This is a genomic window from Pseudomonas sp. QD4 (genome assembly GCF_049199125.1).
GTDB lineage: Bacteria > Pseudomonadota > Gammaproteobacteria > Pseudomonadales > Pseudomonadaceae > Aquipseudomonas.
This window is the reverse complement of sequence record NZ_JBLZOM010000002.1, coordinates 939698-964873: the sequence shown is the minus strand read 5'-3', so window position 1 is coordinate 964873 and position 25176 is coordinate 939698. Positions and strand designations below refer to the sequence as shown.

Annotated in this window: 18 protein-coding genes; 10 read left to right on the top strand and 8 right to left on the bottom strand. The window is 63.6% G+C overall.

Going from position 1 to position 25176, the window contains the following annotated elements; genetic code table 11:
- Positions 1 to 301 precede the first annotated feature (301 nt).
- From ACOZJV_RS15370 to ACOZJV_RS15345, 6 genes are all read left to right on the top strand, one after another.
- Complete coding sequence (locus tag ACOZJV_RS15370; RefSeq protein WP_201132109.1) at positions 302 to 796, top strand: DUF2170 family protein; 495 nt, start codon at positions 302 to 304, stop codon at positions 794 to 796.
- Between the two features lie 14 nt (positions 797 to 810).
- Positions 811 to 1506, top strand: a complete 696-nt coding sequence (locus ACOZJV_RS15365; RefSeq protein ID WP_421547987.1) for a PspA/IM30 family protein — start codon at positions 811 to 813, stop codon at positions 1504 to 1506.
- Positions 1507 to 1569: 63 nt separating this feature from the next.
- Positions 1570 to 2211, top strand: a complete 642-nt coding sequence (locus ACOZJV_RS15360) for a hypothetical protein (RefSeq protein WP_078469970.1) — start codon at positions 1570 to 1572, stop codon at positions 2209 to 2211.
- A gap of 35 nt (positions 2212 to 2246) precedes the next feature.
- Complete coding sequence (locus ACOZJV_RS15355) at positions 2247 to 4322, top strand: flotillin family protein (RefSeq protein WP_078469971.1); 2076 nt, start codon at positions 2247 to 2249, stop codon at positions 4320 to 4322.
- Between the two features lie 195 nt (positions 4323 to 4517).
- On the top strand, positions 4518 to 9770 hold the full coding sequence (locus ACOZJV_RS15350) for a DNA repair ATPase (protein WP_421547986.1): 5253 nt from the start codon (positions 4518 to 4520) through the stop codon (positions 9768 to 9770).
- A gap of 64 nt (positions 9771 to 9834) precedes the next feature.
- On the top strand, positions 9835 to 10524 hold the full coding sequence (locus ACOZJV_RS15345; RefSeq protein WP_201129596.1) for a phospholipase D-like domain-containing protein: 690 nt from the start codon (positions 9835 to 9837) through the stop codon (positions 10522 to 10524).
- 29 nt (positions 10525 to 10553) lie between these two features.
- Here the strand turns inward: ACOZJV_RS15345 and ACOZJV_RS15340 are convergent, their stop codons facing one another.
- The 3 genes from ACOZJV_RS15340 to ACOZJV_RS15330 all read right to left on the bottom strand — a co-directional run bounded on the left by ACOZJV_RS15340 (position 10554) and on the right by ACOZJV_RS15330 (position 15871).
- The gene (locus ACOZJV_RS15340; RefSeq protein WP_421547985.1) at positions 10554 to 12278 is read right to left on the bottom strand and encodes a hypothetical protein; all 1725 of its coding nucleotides are present in this window, start codon (positions 12276 to 12278) and stop codon (positions 10554 to 10556) included.
- Positions 12279 to 12343: 65 nt separating this feature from the next.
- On the bottom strand, positions 12344 to 14068 hold the full coding sequence (locus tag ACOZJV_RS15335) for a hypothetical protein (RefSeq protein ID WP_421547984.1): 1725 nt from the start codon (positions 14066 to 14068) through the stop codon (positions 12344 to 12346).
- Between the two features lie 72 nt (positions 14069 to 14140).
- Entirely contained in the window at positions 14141 to 15871 is a 1731-nt protein-coding gene (locus tag ACOZJV_RS15330; RefSeq protein ID WP_421547983.1) for a hypothetical protein, read from the bottom strand.
- Between the two features lie 271 nt (positions 15872 to 16142).
- Between ACOZJV_RS15330 and ACOZJV_RS15325 the strand changes: the two genes are divergently transcribed.
- The 3 genes from ACOZJV_RS15325 to ACOZJV_RS15315 all read left to right on the top strand — a co-directional run bounded on the left by ACOZJV_RS15325 (position 16143) and on the right by ACOZJV_RS15315 (position 19934).
- Positions 16143 to 16685 carry a YaeQ family protein gene (locus ACOZJV_RS15325; protein WP_020298997.1) on the top strand — a complete coding sequence of 181 codons (543 nt, stop codon included), beginning with the start codon at positions 16143 to 16145 and terminating at the stop codon, positions 16683 to 16685.
- A 65-nt stretch (positions 16686 to 16750) separates the two neighbouring features.
- On the top strand, positions 16751 to 18460 hold the full coding sequence (recJ, locus tag ACOZJV_RS15320) for a single-stranded-DNA-specific exonuclease RecJ (RefSeq protein ID WP_421547982.1): 1710 nt from the start codon (positions 16751 to 16753) through the stop codon (positions 18458 to 18460).
- Positions 18461 to 18827: 367 nt separating this feature from the next.
- Positions 18828 to 19934 carry an NADH:flavin oxidoreductase/NADH oxidase gene (locus ACOZJV_RS15315; RefSeq protein ID WP_421547981.1) on the top strand — a complete coding sequence of 369 codons (1107 nt, stop codon included), beginning with the start codon at positions 18828 to 18830 and terminating at the stop codon, positions 19932 to 19934.
- Positions 19935 to 20303: 369 nt separating this feature from the next.
- Here ACOZJV_RS15315 and ACOZJV_RS15310 read toward each other — a convergent pair whose 3' ends face one another.
- The 5 genes from ACOZJV_RS15310 to ACOZJV_RS15290 form a co-directional block, all read right to left on the bottom strand.
- On the bottom strand, positions 20304 to 21923 hold the full coding sequence (locus ACOZJV_RS15310; RefSeq protein WP_201129602.1) for a glucan biosynthesis protein D: 1620 nt from the start codon (positions 21921 to 21923) through the stop codon (positions 20304 to 20306).
- 258 nt (positions 21924 to 22181) lie between these two features.
- Positions 22182 to 23207: a hypothetical protein gene (locus ACOZJV_RS15305; protein ID WP_421547980.1), complete on the bottom strand. Its 1026-nt coding sequence runs from the start codon at positions 23205 to 23207 to the stop codon at positions 22182 to 22184.
- A gap of 32 nt (positions 23208 to 23239) precedes the next feature.
- On the bottom strand, positions 23240 to 23689 hold the full coding sequence (locus tag ACOZJV_RS15300; protein WP_421547979.1) for a hypothetical protein: 450 nt from the start codon (positions 23687 to 23689) through the stop codon (positions 23240 to 23242).
- Positions 23682 to 24074, bottom strand: a complete 393-nt coding sequence (locus ACOZJV_RS15295) for a hypothetical protein (protein WP_201129609.1) — start codon at positions 24072 to 24074, stop codon at positions 23682 to 23684. The genes ACOZJV_RS15300 and ACOZJV_RS15295 overlap by 8 nt, the downstream gene beginning before the upstream one ends.
- Positions 24071 to 24475 carry a hypothetical protein gene (locus tag ACOZJV_RS15290; protein WP_421547978.1) on the bottom strand — a complete coding sequence of 135 codons (405 nt, stop codon included), beginning with the start codon at positions 24473 to 24475 and terminating at the stop codon, positions 24071 to 24073. The genes ACOZJV_RS15295 and ACOZJV_RS15290 overlap by 4 nt, the downstream gene beginning before the upstream one ends.
- A 227-nt stretch (positions 24476 to 24702) precedes the next feature.
- Between ACOZJV_RS15290 and ACOZJV_RS15285 the strand changes: the two genes are divergently transcribed.
- Entirely contained in the window at positions 24703 to 25131 is a 429-nt protein-coding gene (locus ACOZJV_RS15285; protein WP_421547977.1) for a hypothetical protein, read from the top strand.
- Positions 25132 to 25176: the final 45 nt, after the last annotated feature.

The window sequence follows — 25176 nt, the reverse complement described above, 5'->3', positions numbered from 1 at the left end:
GCCGGGCGCTGGCCTTTTTCCTGGGCGGCGTGGCGTGGCCGGGCAATTGGTGCTTCTCATTCAGGGCTCCAGCGGGTTTAATTGCCGTCTGCCAAGGATTGCGCGCTTCGGAAAACCAGGGAAAGGTCCTCGTGTCTTGTTTACCTCCCTCCCTTTTTCCGGCTTCAGGCGTGCCCTGAGGTTTTGTTTTGCGTGCCGAAAAAATGTCTTTTTAGTATCACGCGTGATGCTATTGAAATTCTCACGCGTGATGAATTAATCTCTCTTCCATGCAAACCGAGTCCTCAGTTAATACCCACGAATATTTCGCCAACGCCTGCATGACCGGGGCCCGGTGGAAAAGGAAGGAGACATGAGCATGCCGCAAACCTGGAATGCCCAAGCACTGTGTCAGGCCCTGGCCGGCACCGAGTTGTTCAGCGCTGGCGATGCCAGTGTCGAGTTGCTCGACGGCGCCGACGCCAGCCTCCACGTGACGATGCATGAATACGGCGACTTGCCGCTGTTCGTGGCCTTGCACGGAGGGCAGATCCTGGTTGAGGCGCTGCTCTGGCCGCAGAGCGCGGTGAGTGATGTGGCGGCTTTCAACGAGGAAGTGCTGCTCAGTCGCCAACTGTTTCCGCTGTCGAGCATCGGTCTGGACGCCCAGGCCGATGGCGAACGCTGCTACAGCATGTTCGGCGCCTTGAGCGCGACCTCGCTGCTGTCCAACGTGCTGTACGAGATCGAGACCCTGGCCAGCAACGTGATTCGCGCGACCGAGGCTTACGAAGGCTATCTCAAGGCTCAGGCCTGATTGGAGGAATGCACATGAACGTTTGGAGCAAATTGCTCACCGCTCTGCGTGGTGGCGCGACGGAAGCCGGCGAGGCCCTGGTGGACAGCCAGGCGCTGCGTATTCTCGATCAGGAAATCCGCGATGCCGAGCAGGCGTTGCGCTCATCAAGAGAGTCTCTGGCGCAGATCATGGCGCGCCAGAAGCTGGCGTCCGAGCAGGTGCAGAAAACCGCGGCCCGTGTCAGTGAATACGAAACCCATGCCCTCAAGGCCCTGGAAGTCGGCAACGAAGCCCTGGCCCTGGAAGTGGCAGAGAAGATCGCCCAGCTCGAAGCCGAGTTGCGTGCCGAGCGGGAACAGTCCGAGGGCTTTGCCGCCAGCGTCAGTCAGTTGCGCAAGGCGGTGAATCAGACCGAGGGCAATATCAAGCATTTGAAACAACAGGTGGATACGGTCAAGGCCACCGAAAGCGTGCAAAAGGCCCAGTTGGCCGTGGCCCAGCGTTATGGCGGTACCCAGAACAAACTGCAAACCGCGGTCGAGTCCCTGGAGCGCATCAAGCGCCAGCAGGCTGAACGCGCGGCGCAGATGGAGGCGGCCGAGGAGTTGGCCAGCGCCGCCAGCCCCGAGGACGCGCTGCATGCCAAGCTGCGGGCCGCCGGGATCATTGAAGACCGCCATAGCGCCAACAGCGTGCTGGCGCGTCTGAAGGACCAGGGCAAGACCTGATTCACCGTTGTCGATGGGCGGGGCCAACTGGCCTTGCCCGCTTTTTTCAGGGATAGGAACGCGATGGAAATCTTCCTGCAGACCGTATTGTCATTTCCCACCGTGCTGTTCAGCTTCATGCTGTGCCTGGCGGTCATCTACTGGGCGATCGTCGCCCTGGGCATGATCGACATCGACCTGCTGGACGTCGAGGCCGACTCGCTGCTCGAAGGCACTGGCAACGCCGAGGGCCTGGCCGGCCTGCTGATCAAGTTCAAACTCAACGGCATTCCGCTGACCCTGGTCCTGACCCTGCTGTTTTTTTTCAGCTGGTTCATTACCTATTTCGCCGAGCTGTTCGTTCTCAGCCACCTGGACCTGGGGCTGTTGCGCTATCCCCTGGGCCTGGTGCTGGCCGTGATCGCGCTGTTTATCGCCGCGCCCATCAGTGCGCTGGTATGCAGCCCGTTGCGGCCCTTGTTTCACAAGATGGAAGCGCCCAACAGCCGATCAGTGATCGGGCAAACGGCGGTGATACGCAGTGGCCGGGTCACCCTGGAGCACGGCGAAGCCATTCTGCAAGACGGTGGCGCGGGCCTGATCCTGCGCGTGCGTGCCGATGAGGCACTGGCTTTCAAACGCGGCGATCGCGTCGTGTTACTGGAGTATCTGGAGGCGCAACACGCCTATCGGGTCATTACCGAGGCCGAGTTCCGGGGCATCTGACCCCGACTCCCTCAGATCAAAGGAGATTGATTTCAATGAACTTACCGTCACTGCTGCCCATCCTGTTCGGGGTCGGCCTTGTCGTTCTGGTGGTCTTCGGCCTGCTGGCGCTGTTCAAGGCGTTCTACATCAAGGTCCCGCAGGGCACCGCGCTGATCGTCAACGACATGTCCTCGACACCCAAGGTGCATTTCACCGGCGCCCTGGTGTACCCGGTCATCCACCTCAAGGAGTTCATGAAGATCTCCCTGCTGACCCTGGAAGTCGACCGTCGCGCCAAGGACGGGCTGATTTGCCGTGACAACATGCGCGCCGACATCACCGTGGCTTTCTACCTGCGGGTCAATGAAACCCAGGAAGACGTGCTCAAGGTGGCCAAGGCCATCGGTGTCGATCGTGCCTCCGATCGCTCGGCAGTCAACGAGCTGTTCAACGCCAAGTTCTCCGAAGCCCTGAAAACCGTCGGCAAGCAGTTCGACTTCGTGCAGCTGTTCGAGAACCGCCAGGATTTCCGCGATCGCATCATCGAAGTGATCGGCAACGACCTCAACGGCTATGTGCTGGAAGACGTGGCCATCGACTACCTGGAACAGACCGCCAAGCATTCCCTGGACCCGAGCAACATTCTCGACGCCGAGGGTATTCGCAAGATCACCGAACTGACCGCCATGCAGAACGTGATCACCAACGAACTGGAACGTAACCAGGAACTGGCGATCCAGAAGAAAAACGTCGAGACCCGCGAAGCCTCGCTGTCCCTCGAACGCCAGCAGGCCGATGCCGAAGCGCGGCAGAAGCGCGAGATCGAAACCATCCGCGCCCGCGAAGAAGCCGAGACCTCCAAGGTCCAGCAAGAGGAGCGCCTGAAGTCCGAGCAGGCTCGCATCCAGACCCAGCAGGAAATCGACGTACGCACCGAGAACCATCAGCGCGAAGTCGAAGTGGCGCAGCAGAACCGCCAGCGTGCGGTGGTGATCGAGGTGGAGAAAGTCACCCGCGCCAAAGACCTGGAAATCGTCTCGCGCGAGCGTGAAGTCGAGCTGCAACGCATCGACAGCGAAAAAGCCCTGGAAGAGCAGCGCAAGAACATCGCCGTGGTGATTCGTGAGCGCGTGGCGGTCGAGAAGACCGTGGCCCAGGAAGAAGAGCGGATCAAGGAAGTGCGCGAGATCTCCCAGGCCGAACGTGCCAAGCAGGTCGTCGTGCTCCAGGCGCAAGCCGAAGCCGAGCAGGAAATGGTCCGCCAGGTGAAACAGGCCGAAGCCGACGAAACCCGCTCCAAGCATCGCGCGGTGGAAATCAACAACCTGGCCCAGGCCGATCTGGAAGCCGCATCCAAGCAGTCCGAAGCCAAGAAACGCCTGGCCGAAGGCCTGGAAGCCGAACGCGCTGCACCTGGTCTGGCCGATGCGCGGGTTCTGGAAGTCACCGTCGCCGCGCAAGAGAAGGAAGGCATGGCCCAGGCACGGGTTCGCGCCGAGCAGATGATCGCTGAAGCCCGTGGCGAGCAGGAAAAAGGCCTGGCCGACGCCCGCGTCATGGAAGCCCAGGCGCAAGCCAAAGAGAAAGATGGCCTGGCCGAAGCCAAGGTCATGGAAGAGAAACTCGGTGCCCAGGCCCGTGGCGAAGCCCAGTTGGGCGCGGCCAAGGCCCAGGCCACCAAGGACATGGGTTCGGCCGAGGCCGAAGTATTGCTGGAGCGCCTGAACGCCGAAGCCGAAGGCCTGGGCAAGAAGTTCGGTGCCCTGGATTCCCTCAGCGACAGCGCCCGTCAGCACGAAGAGTTCCGCATGCAATTGGAGAAGAACTTCGAGGAAGCGATGGCTGCCATCGCCGCCAACAAGGACATCGCCAAGGACCAGGCACAAGTGCTGTCCGCTGCCCTCAGCAAGGCGAAGATCGAAATCGTCGGCGGCGAAGGCGACTTCTTCAACTCCTTCGCCAAGTCGCTGTCGGTGGGCAAGGCCATCGAAGGCGTGGTCGGCAAGAGCCCGGTGGTCCAGGACGTCCTGTCCCGCTTGCTCAATGGCAAAGGCATTCCCGCCGTAGCCGCCGAGCTGGCCGCCGCTGCTGCCGAGCGCAAGCTCGAAACTCCGGCAGCCGAAGCCTGATGCACCTGTAGTCGCTGCCGAGCCCGCGAGGCTGCGCTGGCCCTGACAACCCTCCGGATAACCCCGGAAGATCAACGGTTTGTCAGGCGCCAGCGCCCTCAACCTTCAGCAGCCACGCCAGCTACAGCCCATCGCATCAGCTAGCAGCGCTCAGTTTCTTTTTTTGTACACCGCCGTAGATCCAGGAAGGCCACGATGTCGGACGCACAAGCCGCAACTCCCGCACAGGATGTATTGGACAAGGCCGTCGCCGAAGGCGGCGCCTATGAGGTGCTGCAAAAGCGCCTGCTGGACCAGGGCCAACGCCTGCGGCAAACCGCCGAAGGCCTCAACCAGCGCCGCCTGGAAGAGTTCGGCAACAGCCGCATGGAAGTGGTCGGGCGCGTGCGCATCCGCACCGAAAACAACTGCATCGCCCGGGACATCGTCCAGGTCGGCGACTGCCTGCTGTTTGGCTACAACGTTTTTATCGGCCTGAAGAAGGAGACCAGCGTCGCCGACGTGTTCTCCCTCTATCGGCTGGTGGAAGAGGGCGAAGGCTACGAGGCCGAACCCGTGCCGCTGGAAGGCACTTTCCTTGCCGCCCAGGGCTTTCTCAACGACTTCAACGAGCTCTACACCTATTACAAGAACACCCGCCTGCTGCAACTGGCGATTCGCGACGGCAAGCTGCTGGCGAGTTTCCAGATCGGAGAACGCATCACCGACGTGCGGGTGTTCCGTTGGTCCATCTCCCTGGATGGGCGCGACGTGCGCTACATCGACAACCGCGGCGAGCGCGACATAGCGCTGCCGGCCCCGTTCGATTTCGAGTGGCGCAAAGCAACCCGGGAAATGGCCGTCGAAGGCCGTTTCCCGCACATGAACATCCTCGACACCGTGTTCGTCGAAACCATGGGCGGCGACCTCACCGTCAAGGTCGAGAACAACACCGAGGATGGCCTGGGCATCTACCGCGAGGAGGTGCTGGACAAGACCCAGTCCCTGGACGACGGCCAGATCGAATTCGCCCGCCTGGGCAGCCTGATCCTGCTCAAGATCCTGCCGTACCGCGAAGAGCAGTGGCGCTACCTGGTGTTCAACAGCCTGACCCGTCAGGTCGAGCGCATCGATGCCATTGGCCTGGCCTGCGTGCAGCTGCCGGAAGACCACGGCATCATCTTCCCCGGTGGCTACTACCTGCAGAGCGGCGAGTACAAGACCTTCGAGCAATCGATGGAAGGCATGCGCTTCAAGCGCTCGGTACGCTCGCCCAACGGCGAAGACGTGCAGTACATCTTCTATCACCCCGAGCAGGGGCGTTCGGTCCTGCTCACCTACAACATGATCAACCGCCAGTTGCAGAACCCCTTGTTCGGCCACGGCTACGCGCGCCTGGAAGACGGGCGCATGGTGATCTTTGCCGCCGAAGGTGATGAGCCGACCCGTATCCACCCGATGCAGGTCTGGCAGACGCCGTTTTTCACCGAGGAATACGCGGCTCGTCAGCCGGCGCGCAGCGGTTTCCTGGGGCGTATCGGCAATGCCGAGCTGGTGCGCAGCGTGTCCGACCTCTACGACCTGTGCCGTGAGATCGGCACTCCGGCGGTGTCGGTGCAGCGCTATTCGCTGCTGTGCCAGAACACCCGTCGCCTGTTCGACGTCTACCACTGGCTGGGCAGCGAGGAAGTCGGCGGCCTGGCGCCGCTGCTGCGCGAAGTGGCCGCCACCTCGGAGCTGGTGCTCGATGAGTACGAGAAGGTCGAGGGCATTCGTCGCCAGTCCGACCAGGCCATGCTCAGCGCCGAGGACAAGCAGAAAGCCCTGCTCGCCGGCCTGCTGGTGGACAGCTGGGACCAGGTGCAGAACTTCGTCGATGCGCTCAACGCCATCACCGCCCAGCGCGGCCTGCTGCTGACCATTCGCGAATACCGCTACATCGACGTGGCGCGCATCGATGCCATGGAAGCCGAGCTGCTCCAGGCCCAGGAACGCACCGCCGCCGGCACCGCGACCTTCCTCGCCAGCGAGCAGGCGCTGCAGCCGTTTGTCACGCGTCTGGAGGCCCTCGACGGCGAGGCGCAGAAAGCCCAGACCGTGGCCCAGTTGGCCGAGCCGCTGAAGGCCTTGCAAGCCATGGCTGCCGACCTGGACATGCTGTCCGGACTGATGGCTTCGCTGCAGATCGACGACGCGACCCAGCGCACGCGGATCATCGAGTCCATCTCCGAGATCTACGCCCGCCTGAACCAGGCCAAGGCCCGCGCCGAACAGCGGCGCAAGGCCCTGGGCTCGACCGAGACCGTGGCCCAGTTCGGCGCCCAGTTCAAACTGTTCAGCCAGGGCATCACCAATGCCCTGGCACAGGCCCAGGACCCGGAGCGTTGCGACGAACAATTGTCGCGCCTGCTGGTGCAACTGGAGGAGCTGGAAAGCCGCTTCGGCGATCACGAACAATTCATGGGCGACATCCTCACCAAGCGTGAGGAGTTGCTGGAAACCTTCGAAGCCCACAAGCAATCCCTGCTCGACGAGCGCCAGCGCAAGGCCCAGGGCCTGCTCGACGCCGCGCGGCGGATTCTCGACAGCCTGACCCGGCGCACCGCCAAGTTCACCCAGGCTGAAGAGCTCAATGCATTCTTCGCCGCCGACCCGCTGATCCTCAAGTTGCGCGAGTTGGCCGAACGCCTGCGCCAGCTCAAGGACAGCGTCAAGGCCGACGACGTCGAGGCCCGCCTCAAGGGCGCCCGCGACCAGGCGGTACGGGCTTTGCGCGACAAGACCGAGCTGTTCGAAGAGGGCGGCAATGTCATCAAGCTCGGCCCGCGCCATCGCTTCAGCGTCAACACCCAGGAACTCGACCTGACCCTGATGCCCCGGGGTGACGAGCTGCACCTGCACCTGACCGGCACCGATTTCCTCGAGCCGTTGCACGATGCCGAACTCGAAGCGCTGCGCGACTTCTGGCAGGTGGCGCTGGAGTCCGAATCGGCCCAGCTCTACCGCGCCGAATACCTCGCCGGCCAGGTGCTGGATGCGGCCGATGCCGGGCAGGAAGGCCTGAGTCTGGAACTGCTCAAGCCGCTGTTGGCGCAGCCGGAAGAACTGGCGCGGGTGATTCGTGATTTCGCCGCGCCACGCTACAAGGAAGGCTACGAAAAAGGCATCCACGATCACGACGCGGCGGCGATTCTGATCCAGCTACTGCCGCTGCGCGAAAGCGCCGGGCTGCTGCGCTACGGCCCGCTGCCACGGGCCTTCGCCAGTGTGTTCTGGAACCTGCAACGCAGCCTTGAAGCCCCGGCGCAGTGGTCGGAACGGGCGCGCACCAGCCGGCATATCCAGCAACTGTTCGGGCGTCGCGAAGGGCTGTTGCAATTGCAGGCGGAAATCGCCACGGCGATGCAGCAGTTTTTGCTTGAACAACCCCTGGCGCTCAATGGCTCGCAGGTGGCCGAGGCCGCCGAGTACCTGGTCCAGGAACTGGCTGCCGAACGCATCGAATTCACCTTCAGCAAGTACGCCAAGCAACTGCAGGAAGCACTCAAGGTGCGCTTGCAGGGTGCGCGCATGTGGGACGACTACCAGCAGGCGCTGGCGCGGCTGGAGGATCGCCCGGCGGCGCAATGGGCGCTGGCCGGCAACTGGCTCGATGGCTTGTGCTCGGAGGCCGAATTGGCCGCCTTGGCGGACTACGTGCCCGAGGCCGTGGCCCTGTCGCTGCTGCCCCAGGACTTCGCCAAGCGCATTACCGAAGTCGATCTGCGGTTCAGCGTCGACAACCTGATGGGTGAACACCCGCGGATCAAGGAGCGCAGCCTGACCCTGGCGGTGGACGAGTTCTTCGCCCGCCTGCGCAGCCATCGCGAGCACTTCCTGCCGGGCCTGCAGCGCTACCAGGCATTGCGCCAGGGCATCATCGGCCGCGAGCGCGAGGCTTTGCGCCTGAGCGAATTCAAGCCGCGTCCGTTGAGTTCCTTCGTGCGCAACAAGCTGATCAACGATGTGTACCTGGGGGTGATCGGCGACAACCTGGCCAAGCAGATGGGCACGGTCGGCGAGAACAAGCGCACCGACCTCATGGGCCTGTTGATGCTGATTTCGCCACCGGGCTACGGCAAGACCACCCTGATGGAATACGTCGCCCATCGCCTGGGCCTGATCTTCATGAAGATCAACGGTCCGGCCCTGGGGCACGACGTGCGCTCCCTGGACCCGGCCCAGGCCCCGGACGCCACCTCGCGCCAGGAACTGGAGAAACTCAACCTGGCCCTGGAGATGGGCAACAACGTGATGCTGTATGTCGACGACATCCAGCACACCCATCCCGAGTTCCTGCAGAAATTCATCTCGCTGTGCGACGGCACCCGGCGCATCGAAGGCGTATGGAAGGAACGGACCAAGACCTACGACATGCGCGGCAAGAAGTTCTGCGTAGTGATGTCGGGCAACCCGTACACCGAGTCCGGCGATGTGTTCAAGATCCCCGACATGCTCGCCAACCGGGCCGATATCTATAACCTGGGCGACACCCTGGGCGGCATGCAGGAATCCTTCGCCCTGAGCTACATCGAAAACGGCCTGACCTCCAACCCGGTGCTGGCGCCGCTGGCCACCCGCGACATGGCCGACGTCTATCGCTTCGTGGCCAAGGCCGAGGGCAAGCCGTTCTCCAGCAACGAGTTGAGCCACAGCTACAGCGGTGCCGAGATCAACGAGATCACCACCACCTTGCAGCGCCTGATGCAAGTGCGCGACGTGGTGCTCAAGGTCAACCAGCAGTACATCGCCAGTGCGGCCCAGGCCGACCAGTACCGCACCGAACCGCCGTTCAAGTTGCAGGGCAGCTACCGCAACATGAACAAAATGGCGGAGAAGATTTCCGCGGTGATGAACGACGCCGAGCTTTTGCAATTGCTCGCCGATCACTACCAGGGCGAGTCCCAGCTGCTGACCACCGGTGCCGAGGAAAACCTGCTCAAGCTCGCCGAGCTGCGCGGTAACCAGACACCGGAGCAGGTGCAGCGCTGGACGCAGATCAAGCGCGACTTCCAGCGCAACCGCTCCATGGGCGGCAGCGACAGCGACGTTGGCAGCCGCGTGGTGGCCCAGCTCAACGACCTGGTGGAAGGTGTGCGTGGCCTGGCGCGCCAGCCTGCGGCTGAAAATGCCGAAAGCGGCTTGCCATGGCGCGAGCTGCTGGCCGGGCTGGAGCAGTTGGGGCGCCAGCCGACCAACATCGAGGTCGAAGTGCTGGCGCCGGAGCAAAAGGGCCTGCGCGAGGTCCTGGAAAGCCTGGCGGTGAACCTGGAGAGCAGTTTCTTGCCGCTGATCAAGGTCATGCACAAGAAGATCGACGTCGATCTCTACACCCACCACCGCATCACTGACATCTCCAACCGTCTCAATGAGCTGGGGCAGATGCTTGGCAATGGCCAGGTGCCGACCCTGGACGACAAGCAGCCTTGAACCGAGTCGCCCGGGCCAAGGCTGCGGGCGCCACTTGCGTGGATCTGAACAACAGGGAGTTTGCATGGACTTTGAAGGGCTGGACCGTCAACTGCGCGACAGCGTGCTGGACCTGCGGCTGAGCAACGAAGAGCGCGACGAGCTGCGCCAGTTGGGCAGTGAACTGGGTCAGGACCAGGTGCGCTACATGCGTAACCGTGCCTTTGACCTGGTGCGCGAGCTGGCCCTGGCCGACAGCGCCAATGTGCTGCCGGCGTTGAAATGGCTGGAGCAGGTGATCAAGACCCTGGATGTCAACAACGCCCCGGTGCGAGACCAGGCGAGCGCCCACTTCAGCCCTGGCGAAGACTGCCGGCGCAAGATCCGCGATCTGTGTCGCCAGGCCCGAATCTCGGTGGATATCTGCGTGTTCACCATTTCCGATGATCAACTGAGCGATGAAATCCGCGCCTGCCACCAGCGCGGCGTGGCCGTGCGGGTGATCAGCGACAGTGAAAAGCAGTTCGATGTCGGCAGTGATATCGCCGCGTTGCGCGAGGCCGGCGTGCCGGTACGGATCGACGACACGCCGTTCCACATGCACCACAAGTTCGCTGTGTTCGATGGCCGCACCTTGCTCAACGGCAGCTTCAACTGGACCCGCAGCGCCACCACCGGCAATGAGGAAAACCTGCTGGTGATCGACCATCCGCTACTGGTGACCAGTTATCTCAAGGAGTTCAACGAACTCTGGAGCCGCTACGCGCCGCGTTAAGGCGTGCAGCGGCTGGCCTCGACACGGCCTCAGGCTGCGTTCGGGTAACCCCAGGCGCTCTCGGCAGCCAGGCTGTCGATCAGTTTCTGGCGCAGCCCCTGGGCTTTTTCCGGGGCGCTGTGGCTCAGGGTTTCCAGGGCCAGGTGCAACTGTTGCACCGGGTTTTCGCCGATAAACAGATTGCGCAGCTCCAGGCCGGCAATCGCCTCCTCAAAGCGTTGCTGGCGGATATGGTTCAGCACCATGGCCTGGCTCAACTGGTGGGTGAAGGTCGCCTGTTGTTCCAGGCGGGTCTGCAGCGCGAGCGCTTTTGCCTGGTCGTCGATGTAGACGTAGCTCAGCGCCAGCTGTTCCAGAAACAGGTTTTTTTCCCCAGGGTCCAGCGCCGCATTCTGACTCTCGTCGTCGAGGGCTTGCACGGCCTGGTCCAGCAGTTCGCCGGCTTGCCGGGTCTGCTCCAGGTCGTGCAGCAGCTTGGCCTGCAAGGCCTGTTTCATCGGGCGATCGGCATATTCGAGCTGGGTGTTGAGGCGCGCCATCTCCTCCAGGTTGTTGCGGATCAGCCAGCTGTCGCGGCGCAGGCGCGGCAGGTCGGCCTGGACCCGCAGTTGGGTTTCCAGGATCAGCAGGCGCAACCACGGCCATTGCTCATCGCCACGCAAGGTCTCCAATGCCTGCAAGGCCTGCTCCAGCAGGTGGGCGCCCCATTGCGCGTGTTCCTCGACGTAGGTGCCCCACAGGCAGATCAGGCACCAGATACGCTGCCCGGTCGAAACGGCACAGGCCTGCAAGGCCGACTCGGCCTCGGCCATCTCATTGCGCGCGACATGCCAATTCAACAGGCTCAACAGCAGCTCGCTGGCGTAGGTCTCCGGCACCTGGGCGATCAGCTGTCGCGCCAGTTCCGGGCGGTTGGCGTCCAGGGTCAGCTTGAGCAGCGGCGGGTAGCGCAAGTAATCGTCGGGCTCGGGATTCAGCGCCAGCACCTCGAACGCGGCGTCGAACTCCCCGGCCTGCATCAGCAGGACCACGACGATGATCTGCACTGCCTCGGGCAACTGCGCGGCCATGGCCGGGAACTGCGCATCCTGCCCCTGGGCACGGTACTCGAGCAGGGTCTCTTCCACTTCATAGGCGTCCAGTTCGTCGGCCGGCTGTTTCAGCAGCAGTTGCCAGGCCAGGCCGATGCTGATGGCGGCTTTATCCGCCAGGCCCAGGCTGCGTTGCAGGGCAGCCAACTGCCGGTGCTCGCTGGGGGAGTCCGGACTCAACTGCTCGACGCCGAAGGTCACCAGCAGCGCGCGGGCCTGCTCGCGTTCACCCATGGCCACCAGCAGCGGGATGCGCAGCAGGGGCGCTGACGGCAGGGGTTGCTGCAGGCGCTCCAGCAGGCTCAGCACCGCCTGGGGGCCCTCCTTGTCGAGCAGGGTTTCGAGCAGTTGGTTCAGCGCCATGGGCTGGTAGGTTTCATCGAGTTCGGCCAGTACTTCCAGGGCCTGTTCCTGATTTCCCTGCTTGTACAGCGCGCTGGGTATCTGGAACAGCCCCAGTTGCCGGGCTTTGCCCGTCAGGCGCTGGGCCAGTTGCAAGGCTACCTGGGGTTCGACGGTGCTGAGGTGGGCGGCGCGATTGATCTGCGCCGCCTCGCCCTCGGTGATGCCCAGGCCCAGGCTGGTGCTGCTGCTTTTGTGGGCATACACCACCAGCAGCGAGATCACGCCGGTGATGAGCAGCAGGATGATAAACACTTCCATGATTCGATTTTCCTCTGGTACGGGTCAGGGCCGGCGTGGACCACCGGGTTGCGGCTAGGCGAATGTCAGTCCGGGGTGCCTGTGGTCAGCGAGCTATGGATCAGGGTGTCGAGCAGGTGCTGGTGCAAGGCGCGGGCCTGCTCCGGTTGCTGCAACTGCAAGTGCTGCAAGGCCTGGAGCAAGGCGGTCAGCACGCGGTTCGGGTCGAGCAGGATGCTGAAATCGATGGCGGCGATGGCTTCGGCAAAGCGCTGGTGCTGGACGTGGTTGAGCACGATGCCCTGGGCCAGTTCGTGGCGGTAGAGCGCCTCAAGTGTGCGCAGGCTCTCGTGCAGCGCGATGGCCGGCTCGACCTGGTCGATGCTCAGATAGGCCTGCGCCACTCGCTCCAGATCGAACTGCTGCTCGATGGGGTCCGCCTCCTGATTGTCGCGAAGTTGCTGCACCAGGTGATCGAGGAGCTGCACAGCGTATCCGGTCTGGCCAAACAGGTGCAGCAGTGGCGCCTGAGCGCAGTAGCGATCGAGCTTTTCCTCCAGGTTCAGGTCCGGGTTGAGCCCCTGCAGTTGCACCAGATTGTGGCTGATCAGGTTTGGGTCGCGACGAGCTTCGGGCAGGCGGGCCTGGGCCTGCAACTGGCCTTCCAGGATCAGCAGGCGATACCAGTTGTCGGCCTCCCCGTGCGGCGTCGCGGGCAGAAACTCCGAGGCCCGATCCAGTAGTGCGGCACTCCATTGCGGCTGGCTGGCATGGCTCATTTTCACCAGCCTGAGCAGCAGCTCCAGGCGCTGTTCGGCAGGGTGGATACGGGTTTCCAGCAGTTCCTCGGCGAGGGCGGTGGCGCCGCGTTTCGCGTGCCAGTTCATCAGTCCCAGCAGCAATTCATGGTGTTCGTAGGCGGGGGCGAGTTCGATCAAACGTTCGGCCTTGTCCAGCTCGTCGGCAGCCAGGGCCTGGCGCTGCAACTGCTCGTAGGCGTCGTGAGCCAGGTGTTTGCCGGCTTCGCCCAACAGGGTCATGGCGGGTTCCAGAGCACCGAACTCGAACAGCACGCTGGCGGCGATGGCTTTCTCGCTTGCGTGCAGTTGCTGGGCCAGCTCAATCACCCGCGTAGCGCCGTCCTGCAGGTAGAACTCGTGCAAGAGGGCGCGCAGTTTTTTCGGCGCCAGGCTGCCGTCTGCCTCGCGTGCGTTGATCCAGGCCCAGGCGATGCTCATGGCGGCGCACTCGGTCTGGCCGAACTGGCGTTGCAGCGGGGCGATGCGCAGGCTGTCGTGGGCCGAGATCAAGTCCGCGCCTGACTGGGTCTGGACGCTGCCGATCATCTTCAGTATTTGCAGTGCGCCGTCCTGGTCGCCTTTGGCAAACCGCAGCTTCATCAGCGCGATATGCCCGTCGACCGGCATCAGTACCCCGGTCTGATCCAGCAGGGCCTGTGCGGCCAGGTGATCACCCTGGTCCAGCAGCAGCTCGACCACTTCCTTGAGGGGCTGTGGCAGGTTGTTTTTTTCCAGCTCGCCCAAGACCTGCAGGCCTTCCTGGCGGTAGCCGGCACCGACCAGCAGCGGGGCCAGGCCTTGCAGGGCGATTTGCCGGGCATGGCCATCCAGCTGACGGGCTATCTCAAGGCCCACCAGGGGGTTGCTGCGCGCCAGGAGCAGGGCGCGATTGATCACCGCCCACTGCGACGCCGTCACGCGCAGGGTCAGGGCGTTGCGGTAGCGGTAAAAGCTATAGGCCGCAACGCCGGCAATGGCCACGGCCAATCCGGTTGCTGTGAGTGTATCCATGAGCTTTCCTGTGCATGGCGGGTGGTGCCCGCGTCCGTCAGCGGCGCGCGGGCGCCTGGGTCATGGCGCTGGCTAGAGGTCGCCGTTGATCAAGGTGTCGAGGAGCTTTTCCCGCAACTCGCGATAGCGGGTCGGGGCTTGTGCCTGCAACTGTTCAATGGCCTGGTGCAGCGGCGCCAGCAGGTTTTCACCGCCTGTCAGGGTGCTCACATCGATCGCTTCGATGGCTTGCGTCAGGCGCTGGTGGCGGATGTGATTGAGCGCGATCTGCAGCGACACGTCACGGCACGGATAGTCGTGCCGCTCGAGTTCATCGCGCAGTGCAATGGCGGGCAGCGGCTGGTCGATCCGCAGATAGGCCTCGGCCACGCACTCCAGGTCCAGTTTCTGGCTGAAGCCATAGCTGCCCGGGCCTTCGTCCTCCTCCTCGTCATCTTCATCCGGATGGTCCTTGATGTACTGCGCCAGCGCCTGCAGCCGCTGGCCGGCAGCATCGTCCTGGCCCAGGGCATGCAGGAGCACGGCTTGTGCTTCATAACGCTCCTGGATGGCCGGCATTTCCAGCGCGGTGTTGAGCTCGGCGATCTGTTGCTGAAGGTTGCCTATCAGCGCCTGATCGCGGTGTGCTTCGGGCAGGTGAGCCTGGGCCTGCAACCGGCCTTCCAGCACCAGTAACTGATACCACGTCTCGTTTTCCGCGCCCTGCATATGCTCCAGCTGTTGCTCGGTGCGCTGGCGCAAGGCAAGGCTCCATTGCGGCTGGTAGGCGTGGCTGAACGTCGCCAGCTCCAGACCCAGCGTCAGGTACTGCTCGGGTGTTTTCAGGCGGGCCTGGATCAGGGCGTCGGCGGCTGCGGTTTCACCGCGCTGCACGTGCCATTGCAGCAGTGTGAGCAGCAGATCGTCGGTGTAATACTCAGGATCCGCGTCAATCAGGCGCAGGGCGTCATCCCGACGCTCGGCAGCGAGGGCCAGCGCCAGCAGTTGCGGGTAAGTTTCATAGGGCAGCTCCGCGCCGGCCTGGCCCAGCAGGATAAAGGCCGGTTCCAGTGCGCCACCTTCAAACAGCACGCTGGCGGCGCAATCCTTGTAGGCCTCGGGCAGTTGCTCGGCGAGTTCGATAACCCGCGCGGCGCCCTCCTGGGCGAAAAACTCCTGGAGGATGGCGCGTATTTCCTGGCGGTCCAGGGTGCCATCGGCGCCCAGGGTCGACCAGGCCCAGGCGATGCTCACGGACGCGGCTTGCTTCATATGCATGGCGCGCTGGCGGGCCGCCATTTTCAGGCTGTCGGCGCGCGACAGGACAAAGGCCCCGGCGACTTCCTGGAGTTCAGTGATGGCTTTGAGCTGTTGCACCGCCGAGGCCTTGTTGCCGGTGGCCAGGGCCAGGTCGATGCCGACGATATGCCCGTCGATCGGCAGTTGCGAGCCCTTGATATCCAGCAGCTCCCGGGCGGCTTTGGGATCGCCTTGTTCGAGAAGGATCTCGAGGATGGTTTTCAGCGGGTCGGCGTGGTTGGGCTTGACCAGTTCGGCCAGGGCCTGGAAGCCGGCGGCGCGGTGCCCGTTCCTGACCAACTGCGGGGCCACATATTGCAACGCCAGCTGCCGTGCATACCCTTCCAGGCGTTGGGCGATTTCCAGCGCCAGCAGCGGTTCGCTCCTGAGCACCAGATTGACCCGATTGATCTGGGCGACGTCGTGGGGGCTAAGGCGCAGGGCCTTGGCTTTCTTGTGCCGGTAAAACCAATAGCCTGCCGCGACCACGGCAACCACGGCACCGATTCCTACAAACACTTCCATGAGCTTCCTTTTCCGTTGATGGCTTCAGGTCGGCACAACGCACATCCTGAATCGCGCGAGCGTTATAAAGCCCTCGGCGCCTGGGAACAACCCCTGCTCGCGCGGATCGTGGCAATCGGTGCCAGGGTCTTGCCTTCGCCTGCCTGCTTGGATAGCGGCCGCCGGGCTGGCGTGGGGTGGCGCCAGGTGCCCGACGGCGGGTCATCGGCCGGGCAGGGGGAAAGGTTTCGGGTTAGACTTGCCGCCTTTTCGCACATCAAGAAGCGCGCACATGGCCCAGCCGTCCACCACCTACAAGTTTGAACTGAACCTCACCGACCTCGACCGTGGGGTGTACGAGAGCGTCAAGCAGACCATCGCCCGTCATCCTTCGGAAACCGAAGAGCGCATGACCGTGCGGCTGCTGGCCTACGCTTTCTGGTACAACGAGCACTTGTCGTTCGGTCGCGGCCTGTCGGATGTGGATGAGCCGGCCCTGTGGGAAAAGAGCCTGGATGATCGCGTCCTGCATTGGATCGAAGTCGGCCAGCCGGATGCCGACCGCCTGACCTGGTGCTCGCGTCGCACCGAGCGCACCAGCCTGCTGGCCTACGGCAGCCTGCGTGTGTGGCAGACCCGGGTGGTCGACACCCTGAAGAACCTGAAAAACGTCAACATCGCTGGCGTGCCCCAGGACGTGCTGGAGACCCTGGCCAAGGACATGCCCCGGGTGATCAAGTGGGACGTGATGATCAGCGAAGGCACGATCTTCGTCACCGATGACCGTGGCCAGCACGAAGTCCAGCTCGAATGGCTGATGGGCGATCGCGGCTGATTGCCAACCGTTCGTTCCCGTCCTCTGACGTCACCCTGCATTAGAAGAGAAGCCCCAATCGCCCCATGCGTATCGAACCCCGTGAGTTGCCCGCCACCCTGCCGTTTCTCGGTGATCTGCCGCCCTTGCTGACCCGCCTGTACGCCGCCCGCGGCGTGCAGTCCGAGGCCGAGCTGGATAAGAGCCTGGCGCGGCTGATTCCCTATCAGCAACTCAAGGGTATCGATGCCGCCGTGGATTTGCTGGTGGTGGCCCTGGAGCAGCGCCAGCGCATTCTGATCGTCGGCGATTTCGATGCCGACGGTGCCACCGCCAGCACCGTGGGCGTGCTGGGCCTGCGACTGCTGGGGGCGGCCCATGTCGACTACCTGGTGCCTAACCGCTTCGAATACGGCTATGGCCTGACCCCGGAAATCGTCGCGGTGGCGCTGCAGCGCGAGCCGCAGTTGCTGATCACGGTGGACAACGGTATTTCCAGCGTCGAGGGCGTGGCCGCAGCCAAAGCAGCGGGTTTGCAGGTGCTGGTGACCGACCACCACTTGCCGGGCCATGAGCTGCCGGCGGCCGATGCCATCGTCAACCCCAATCAGCCGGGTTGCGAGTTCCCGAGCAAGGCCCTGGCCGGGGTTGGGGTGATCTTTTATGTGCTGATGGCGCTACGTGCTCGCCTGCGCAGCCTGGGCAAGTACGAGCAGCAGCCGCAGCCGAACATCGGCGAGCTGCTGGACCTGGTGGCCCTGGGCAGCGTGGCCGACGTGGTGCCGCTGGATGCCAATAACCGGATCCTGGTGCACCAGGGCCTGGAGCGGATTCGCGCCGGGCGTGCGCGGCCGGGGCTCAAGGCGATTCTTGAGGTGGCCAAGCGCGATCACGCCCGTATCACCTCCACGGACCTCGGTTTTATCATCGGCCCACGCTTGAACGCGGCGGGGCGCCTGGACGACATGAGCCTGGGCATTGAATGCCTGCTCACCGCCGATGCGGCGGCAGCGCGGGAAATGGCCGGGCAGCTCGACGAGCTGAACCAGGACCGCAAATCCATCGAGCAGGGCATGCAGCGCGAGGCCCTGGCCCAGCTCAAGGACCTGCCGCTGGAGTCCATGCCGTTCGGCCTGTGCCTGTTTGATGCCGACTGGCACCAGGGGGTGATCGGGATTCTCGCGTCGCGCCTCAAAGAGCGTTATCACCGGCCGACCATCGCCTTCGCCGATGCCGGCGAGGGCATGCTCAAGGGCTCGGCGCGCTCGGTGCCGGGGTTCCATATTCGCGATGCGCTGGACGCGGTGGCCGCCAGGCACCCGCAGTTGATCAGCAAGTTCGGCGGGCATGCCATGGCGGCCGGTTTGTCGTTGCCTGAGGGGAATTTCCCGGCATTTGCCGAGGCGTTCGATGAAGAAGTCCGACGCCAGTTGCAGGAGGAAGACCTGACCGGACGCCTGCTGTCGGACGGTACCCTGGCCATCGAAGAATTCCACCTGGAACTGGCCCGGGCCCTGCGTCATGCCGGGCCCTGGGGGCAGCATTTTCCGGAGCCGCTGTTCCATGGTGTGTTCCAGTTGGTGGAACAGCGCGTCGTCGGCGAGCGCCATTTGAAGGTGGTGCTGCGCAGCGAGTGCGGTTCGCTCAAACTCGACGGCATTGCCTTCGGCATCGACCGCGAAGTCTGGCCCAACCCGACCATCCGCTGGGTGGAGCTGGCCTACAAACTCGACGTCAACGAATTCCGGGGCCAGGAAACCGTGCAACTGATGATCGCCCATATCGAACCCCGCTGATCCTGATGGCCAGCTCCGCCTGACACCCCTCGGCCGGCTCCTGTAGCCGCCGCCAGGCTGCGCTGGCCATCAGCCTCACCGCCGCTCTTCCTGGCACCATTCGGCGGCTGTCCCGGCCAGCACTGCCTGGCGGCAGCGGCTACACCCGCCGCCGTTCTTCCAGATACTCCAGCGCCCACCCCTCACGGGCTTTTTACCAGGAACCCTGCTCCGGCCAATGTTGTCGACTAGTCTCTAAGCACTGTCTGATTGGCCTTGTGACCTCTTGTCCTTTTTCACCCCGCGGGGGCGGGCGTTTCACCTTGTTGTCACTCGTCGACTTTTCAAACAGAACCCTGGAGCCTGACCATTGATCGAGAGGTGCCCCATGAGTCTGCTGCTTGAACCCTATACCCTGCGTCAACTGACCCTACTCAACCGCATCGCGGTTTCACCCATGTGCCAATACTCCGCCGTCGATGGCCTGGCCAACGACTGGCATCTGGTCCACCTGGGCAGCCGTGCCGTGGGCGGTGCCGGGCTGATTTTCACCGAGGCCACGGCGGTCACCGCCGACGGGCGCATCACCGCCCAGGACCTGGGCCTGTGGCATGACGAACAGATCGAACCGCTGCAACGCATCACCCGCTTTATCGCCGCCCAGGGCGCGGTAGCCGGGATTCAACTGGCCCACGCCGGGCGCAAGGCCAGCACCCATCGGCCATGGCTGGGCAAGCATGGCAGCGTCAAGGTCGAAGACGGCGGCTGGACCCCGGTCGGGCCTTCGCCGATTGCCTTCGACCCGCAGCACACGCCACCCACCCAATTGGACGAGGGGCAGATCGCCGAGGTGATCCAGGCCTTTGTCGACGCCGCCAAACGCGCGCTGGTTGCCGGTTTCAAGGTGGTCGAAGTGCATGCGGCCCACGGATACCTGCTGCACCAGTTCCTCTCGCCGTTGAGCAATCAGCGGCGCGATCAGTACGGGGGCTCGTTTGACAACCGGATTCGCCTGGTGCTGCAAGTCAGCGAAGCCGTGCGCGCGGTCTGGCCGCAAGAGCTGCCGCTGTTTGTGCGGGTGTCGGCCACCGACTGGGTGGAAGACGGCTGGAACCCGGATGAAACGGTGGAGCTGGCACGGCGCCTGAAAGCGTTGGGGGTGGACCTGATCGATGTCTCGTCCGGGGGCACGGCGGCCAATGCCGAGATTCCTGTCGGCCCCGGCTATCAGACGCGCTTCGCCGAACGGGTGCGCAAGGATGCCGGGATTGCCACCGGCACCGTCGGCATGATCACCGAGCCGGCTCAGGCCGAGCACATCCTGCGCACGTGCCAGGCCGATATCATCTTCCTCGCTCGCGAACTGCTGCGCGATCCGTACTGGCCGCTGCACGCCGACGATGACCTGGGCGGACGCAAGGCCACCTGGCCGGCGCAGTACCAGCGGGCGACCCACAGGGACCAGCCGATTCATGAATCGGATCTGCGCGACTGACAAACCCGCGGCATAAAAAACCGGCCCTGTCGGCTAATGCCAGTCAGTTAAGGGCAAGCACCGTCATTGTGGCGAGGGAGCTTGCTCCCGCTGGGCCGCGCAGCGGCCCCAAAAATGGGGCTGCTACGCCCCGGAGCCCCGGCCGGCCCCACGGGAGCAAGCTCCCTCGCCACAGGTTATGTTTCGTTCGCTCTAGCGCTTAACTGATCGGCATTGGCCCTGTAGACCGGTTTTTTATGGCGCGCCGTAATCGAAGGGTCGGTTAAAGCATCGAGTACAGCTGACACGGCACGGCGCCCTTTTGGGGCCGGCGCAGCCTGCGGCAGCGGCTACAAAGTGTGTGCCGCTGCCGGGCTGCGAGGTTACGGGTCAGGGGTATTTGCGTTTTTCCGGGGCGGGCGGGAAGTACTGGTACAGCCAGGTTTCGCTCAGGGTTCGGTCATGGGTGCGGATGAACAGCCGCAGTTCTACCGGGTCGACGCTGTCGTTGGTGGGGAACCAGTCGAAGGTGATGCGGTAGCCCTTGATTTCGTCCAGCACCAGCACATTGAAGTCCTTGACCTGGCCGTTGGAGGCGGTGACCACCGGTTCGATGCCGGTGCCGGCCGGCAGGCGATCGAGGCCGCCACCGGTGAAGTCCACGGCAAAGCGCCGGGCCCAGACCTCGGGGTAGTGCTCGCCTGGAGCCCAGCCCTCGACGAAGCCGCCCATGCCCGAGCGCGTGGCATGCACCCGCGCCAGCGGCGTGCCCACCGGTGGCAGGGCGCTCCAGTACAGCTTGTAGCCATAGTTCAGCGATTCGCCGGCGGCCACCGGTTTTTTCGGGGTCCAGAAGGCCACGATGTTGTCCAGGGTCTCGCCGGTGGTCGGGATCTCCAGCAGGTCGATCGAGCCTTCGCCCCAGGCCGTGGTGGGTTCGACCCACAGGCTCGGGCGCCGGCTGTACCAGTCCACGGTGTCCTGATAGCTGGCGAACTCGTGGTCGGTCTGTACCAGGCCGAAACCTTTCGGATCCTTGTCGGCGAAGGCGTTGAATTGCAGGTTCGCCGGGTTATTCAGCGGGCGGCAGATCCATTCGCCATTGCCGCGCCACATGGCCAGGCGGTCGGAGTCGTGGATCTGCGGGTGAATGGTGTCGCACATGCGCCGCTCATGGGTGCCGCAGCTGAACATGCTGGTCATCGGGGCGATGCCCAGTTGCTCGATGGCGGTGCGCGCGTTGATATGGGCGTCGATGTCCATCACCACGCGCTCGGCCTGGCAGTCGATGTCGAAGCGATAGGCTCCGGTGGCGCTTGGCGAGTCGAGCAGGGCGTAGACCACGAAGCGGGTGCTGTCCTTGTCCGGGGTTTCGAACCAGAACTGGGTGAAGTCGGGGAATTCTTCGCGTTTTTTGGCGTAGGTATCAATCGCCAGGCCACGGGCCGACAAGCCGTACTGGCCGGTGGCGTCCACCGCGCGGAAGTAGCTGGCGCCGAGGAAGGACACCACGTCGTGCTTGTCCAGCTCCGGAGCCTTGAACAGCTTGAACCCGGCAAAACCCAGGTCGCCCTTGAGCTGCGTGGTGTCGACGCTGGTGTTCTGGTAGTTGAACAGCGGCGGACGGAAGTGCACTTCCCGCGCCTGGCGGGTCTTCGGGTCGACGCTGTGCATGCGCACCGGCTGCTTGAAGCCCATGCCGACGTGGAAGAACTGCACGTCCAGCTGGCCATTCAGGTCGTTCCACAGCGAGTGTGCGCCGTCGTACTGGATGGCATTGAAGTTCTGCGGGGTCATGGTCGCCAGAGTGGGCGGCAACACCTGCTTGGTGTCCTGGTAGCGACTGCTGGCCAACTGCTTGGCCTGGGCCTTGAGGCCCTCGAAATCAAAAGTCTGCGCCTCGCCATCGGCAGCGCCGGCCCAGGCACGGGCCGCCAGCAGGCCGCTGGCCGAAAGGCCGGTGTAGGCAGCCAGAGCCATGGAGGCTTTGAGTAGATTCCTGCGGTGCATAGGTGAACCTTGTTCTGGGGATCCCGAGGCCTTCCTGGCTGCGCGCTGGATCGCTATGTGAGGTTCGGTCATGCCTTCGGCCAAACGCAACGGACTTTAAACAGATGCCGCAGAGGATAAACGGTTCGCCATATCTGAAAAAATGATTAGCTGTATCCATTGGTAAAAAAGCCATCGCGCCAGCAAAAAGCCCTTATTTCCCCCGGTTTTGCTGGCCGAAAGCATGGATCAGCGGCGCCAGTCCATTGCCCGATACACTCAACCGGCGGTCGGTGCCGGGGCTTGCAGGCAGCTGACCCCAGGCTGTGGCACCTGGCCTTCCTTGGCGTAGTGGACCAGGTTCTGCAGCACGCTCGGCTCATGGCGGTCGGCGGCTTCCTTGAAGCAGGACAGGGCACGCGGCAGGTCGGCGGTGCCCCAAAGGCCTTCGCTGTAGCCATAGCCGAGCGTGGCATAGGCCATGCCGGTGTCGAACTGTCGGGCGGCCTGGGTCACGGTGTCTTCGGCCTGGCGCGGCGCCTGGCATTTTCGTTCCGACACCTGATTGCCCCGGAAGCAGTAAAAGTCCGCCAGCAGCAACTTGGCCTCGACGTCCGATTCGGCATAGGTGCTCAGCAGGGATTCGATCCGCGCCGGTTCCACTTCCGGTGACATCCCCGAATAACCCAGGATCACGGCCCGGGTGGCGCCGGCGGCCGAGCCGTTGTCGGCGGCGTGCAGGTCGATGCGCTGCGCCAGCTCGAAAAAGTACGTGGTCAGCGGATACAGCTCCACCGCGCCATAGCCTTCGAACAGGTCGGCTTTGCGCAGCTCGCGCTGCAAGGGCGTTTCATTGGCCGGCACCCGCTCATCGAGCAGGCCTTGCAGCGACCACTGTTCGACCCGGACCAGGGTCCAGCACGGCAACTGCTGGAACACAAAGACCTGCAGCACATCGCCCAGGCTGTCGTGCACCACCAGGCTGCGCTTGTCGATCCAGAAGGTCTGCAAACCGGCCTTGGCCTGGACCTTAGGGTCGAGCAGGGCCAGGCTCGCGGGGTTGGCGGCGGGCACTTTGTGCAGGGTCGTGACCCCATAGCCCTGATCGCCATAGGCCGGGCGCTGTTCGATCAGCGGCGAGCGAGTGTAGGTCTTTTGCAACTCGGGGCTGCTGGCGAACGCCTGGACGAAGCTCGGCAGATCGCCGCTCGGACAGCCGGATTCCGCCGCCATCAGGGCCGGGGGCGCGAGGCTGATCAGCAGCCCGAGCAGGGCCAGGCCCAGGGTGTTGAAGGGAGAGGGCATCGAGAGCTCCGTCGCGGGTGGGGCAAAAGGGATTATTGGCTGTCCGGGTCGCAGTACAGCACCGAGCCGCCGGGATTCTTCGGGTCGGCAATCAACAACGGGGCCTGTACACCGTCGCCGTCGAAGCCTTGGCCCAGTTGCTGGCGCGCCGTCTGCACATCGGCGTCAAGGTACAGCGCGTGCACTGAAAACGGCCCGCGATACGGAATGCCGATGGCATGCACCGCCAGCCCGTGGAACTGGTCCTTGACGCAAAAGCGCGCACCTTCATCGAGGTCGCAGGGTTGCAGTTGGCGCTCGACAAAGTACTGGCCGCTGAGCTGCTGGTTGCTGGGGTCGAGAAACACCTGCTCGACGCTGCAACTGGCCAGGCCGGCGAACTGCTGGTCCAGGCTCATGGCCAGGCAATTGCCGCTGGCGCCCAGCACCAGCAGCAGGCTCAGGTACCGAAGGGGCGCCGGCAGGCGCAGGCCATCACTCATGGGGCAGGTCCTTGGGGCGTAGCAATCGATGCAGGCGCTGCGCCAGCCAGATCGCCAGTAACGGCAAGCCGCTGGACAAGGCGCAATACACCATGCCGCGTATGGGGTTGCTGGGGAAAAACATCCAGGCGCTGGCCAGCACCGGCAGCAGGATCAGGCCCAGCTTGAGCTTGAGGTTGGGCACCAGCGCGGCCAGTACGTTGACCCCGATAAACAGGATGAACAGGTAATAGACCCCAAGTCCCACCGCGACACCACGCGAGATCGAGCCGAATAGCTGCAGGTAGAGCGGCACGCCCAGCAGATGCGCCAGGTAAAACAGCGCGACCGCCAGGCCGTGTGCCAATAGCGCGCAGCCTATGCGGATGAACGTGTCGCGGCTCACGGGGCGCAGGCTCGTTTCGCCCTTGGGCTGAGCAACTGATGCAGCCCTCGGGACAGATAGATCGCCGCCAAGGGCAGCAGGCCGAGCTCCGAGCAGTAGACCAGGCCACGAATCGGGTTGTGGGGGAACATTATGTAAGCGGTCAGCAGCAACAGCGGCAGGATCAGCAACAGCTTGATCCTGAGCACCGGAATGATAGCGATCAGCAGATTGACCGCGACGAACAGGCAGAACAGGGTGCGCATCATCGGGCCAAAGCCAAAAAACTTGCTGATGCTGCCGAACATCTGCTCGTAGAACGGGATGCCGTAGTAATCGATCAACACGCAAGCGGCCACCGCGAGGCTGTGGGCCAGAAGGGCGGTGATCAGGCGAATCAGCTCGTCACGGGCGGAAGTCATCGCCGGGCGCTCCGCAGCGGAGTCGACCCGCTTCGGACGGACAATGGTGGGTATGACATGGGGGCGTCCTTGCTACCTGGGTACGTTTCCAGCGCCCCGGTGGAGGGCGGCGGGCACTTTATGGCGGCGGATAGTGCCGCAACTTGATTCGCTTATCCAGAACTCGTTCAATGGCGCCTTTTCAGGGAGATCAGGTCAATGAATTGCAGCCTCCAGGGCGCTGCCCGATGAAGCTCAGGAAGACCGTTTTCGGACTGCTGATACTGCTTGCCTGCGGCGCCGGGGTGTTCATCCAACAGTTGAGTGAGGTGCTCAATCGCGAGCCTTACACCAGCAGAGGATCTTCGGGGCGCTACCTCATGCAGCATGTCCATGCCGGTAACCTGTTCATACCCTTCAGGCACCTGGGGTATCTGCAGGTGGTTGACCTCCAGAACCCGCAGCGGGTTTACCGCTCGCCCTTGATCTACGACGATTCGCTGGACATGCGCATGTCGGAGAGTGTCCGGGAACTGAGTATTTTCGGCGTGACATTCAACACCGAGACCAAGACCTACTTTATCCAGTGGCGGGACTGGGAGCCCCATTGGCTCAACTGGTTTATCAGCAATACGCCGTATGGGGTGTGCAGCGACGCCGAAGGCACCTGCTTTTGAGCCGCGGCACGTTGCAAGCGGCAAGTTGCGAGTAGAACCCGCGCT

Bases quoted from the DNA above. Each gene is read 5' to 3' on its own strand.
- ACOZJV_RS15365 (WP_421547987.1), top strand. From the start codon at position 811: ATGAACGTTTGGAGCAAATTGCTCACCGCTCTGCGTGGTGGCGCGACG.
- ACOZJV_RS15360 (WP_078469970.1), top strand. From the start codon at position 1,570: ATGGAAATCTTCCTGCAGACCGTATTGTCATTTCCCACCGTGCTGTTC.
- ACOZJV_RS15355 (WP_078469971.1), top strand. From the start codon at position 2,247: ATGAACTTACCGTCACTGCTGCCCATCCTGTTCGGGGTCGGCCTTGTC.
- ACOZJV_RS15350 (WP_421547986.1), top strand. From the start codon at position 4,518: ATGTCGGACGCACAAGCCGCAACTCCCGCACAGGATGTATTGGACAAG.
- ACOZJV_RS15345 (WP_201129596.1), top strand. From the start codon at position 9,835: ATGGACTTTGAAGGGCTGGACCGTCAACTGCGCGACAGCGTGCTGGAC.
- ACOZJV_RS15340 (WP_421547985.1), bottom strand. From the start codon at position 12,278: ATGGAAGTGTTTATCATCCTGCTGCTCATCACCGGCGTGATCTCGCTG.
- ACOZJV_RS15335 (WP_421547984.1), bottom strand. From the start codon at position 14,068: ATGGATACACTCACAGCAACCGGATTGGCCGTGGCCATTGCCGGCGTT.
- ACOZJV_RS15330 (WP_421547983.1), bottom strand. From the start codon at position 15,871: ATGGAAGTGTTTGTAGGAATCGGTGCCGTGGTTGCCGTGGTCGCGGCA.
- ACOZJV_RS15325 (WP_020298997.1), top strand. From the start codon at position 16,143: ATGGCCCAGCCGTCCACCACCTACAAGTTTGAACTGAACCTCACCGAC.
- recJ (WP_421547982.1), top strand. From the start codon at position 16,751: ATGCGTATCGAACCCCGTGAGTTGCCCGCCACCCTGCCGTTTCTCGGT.
- ACOZJV_RS15315 (WP_421547981.1), top strand. From the start codon at position 18,828: ATGAGTCTGCTGCTTGAACCCTATACCCTGCGTCAACTGACCCTACTC.
- ACOZJV_RS15310 (WP_201129602.1), bottom strand. From the start codon at position 21,923: ATGCACCGCAGGAATCTACTCAAAGCCTCCATGGCTCTGGCTGCCTAC.
- ACOZJV_RS15305 (WP_421547980.1), bottom strand. From the start codon at position 23,207: ATGCCCTCTCCCTTCAACACCCTGGGCCTGGCCCTGCTCGGGCTGCTG.
- ACOZJV_RS15300 (WP_421547979.1), bottom strand. From the start codon at position 23,689: ATGAGTGATGGCCTGCGCCTGCCGGCGCCCCTTCGGTACCTGAGCCTG.
- ACOZJV_RS15290 (WP_421547978.1), bottom strand. From the start codon at position 24,475: ATGACTTCCGCCCGTGACGAGCTGATTCGCCTGATCACCGCCCTTCTG.
- ACOZJV_RS15285 (WP_421547977.1), top strand. From the start codon at position 24,703: ATGAAGCTCAGGAAGACCGTTTTCGGACTGCTGATACTGCTTGCCTGC.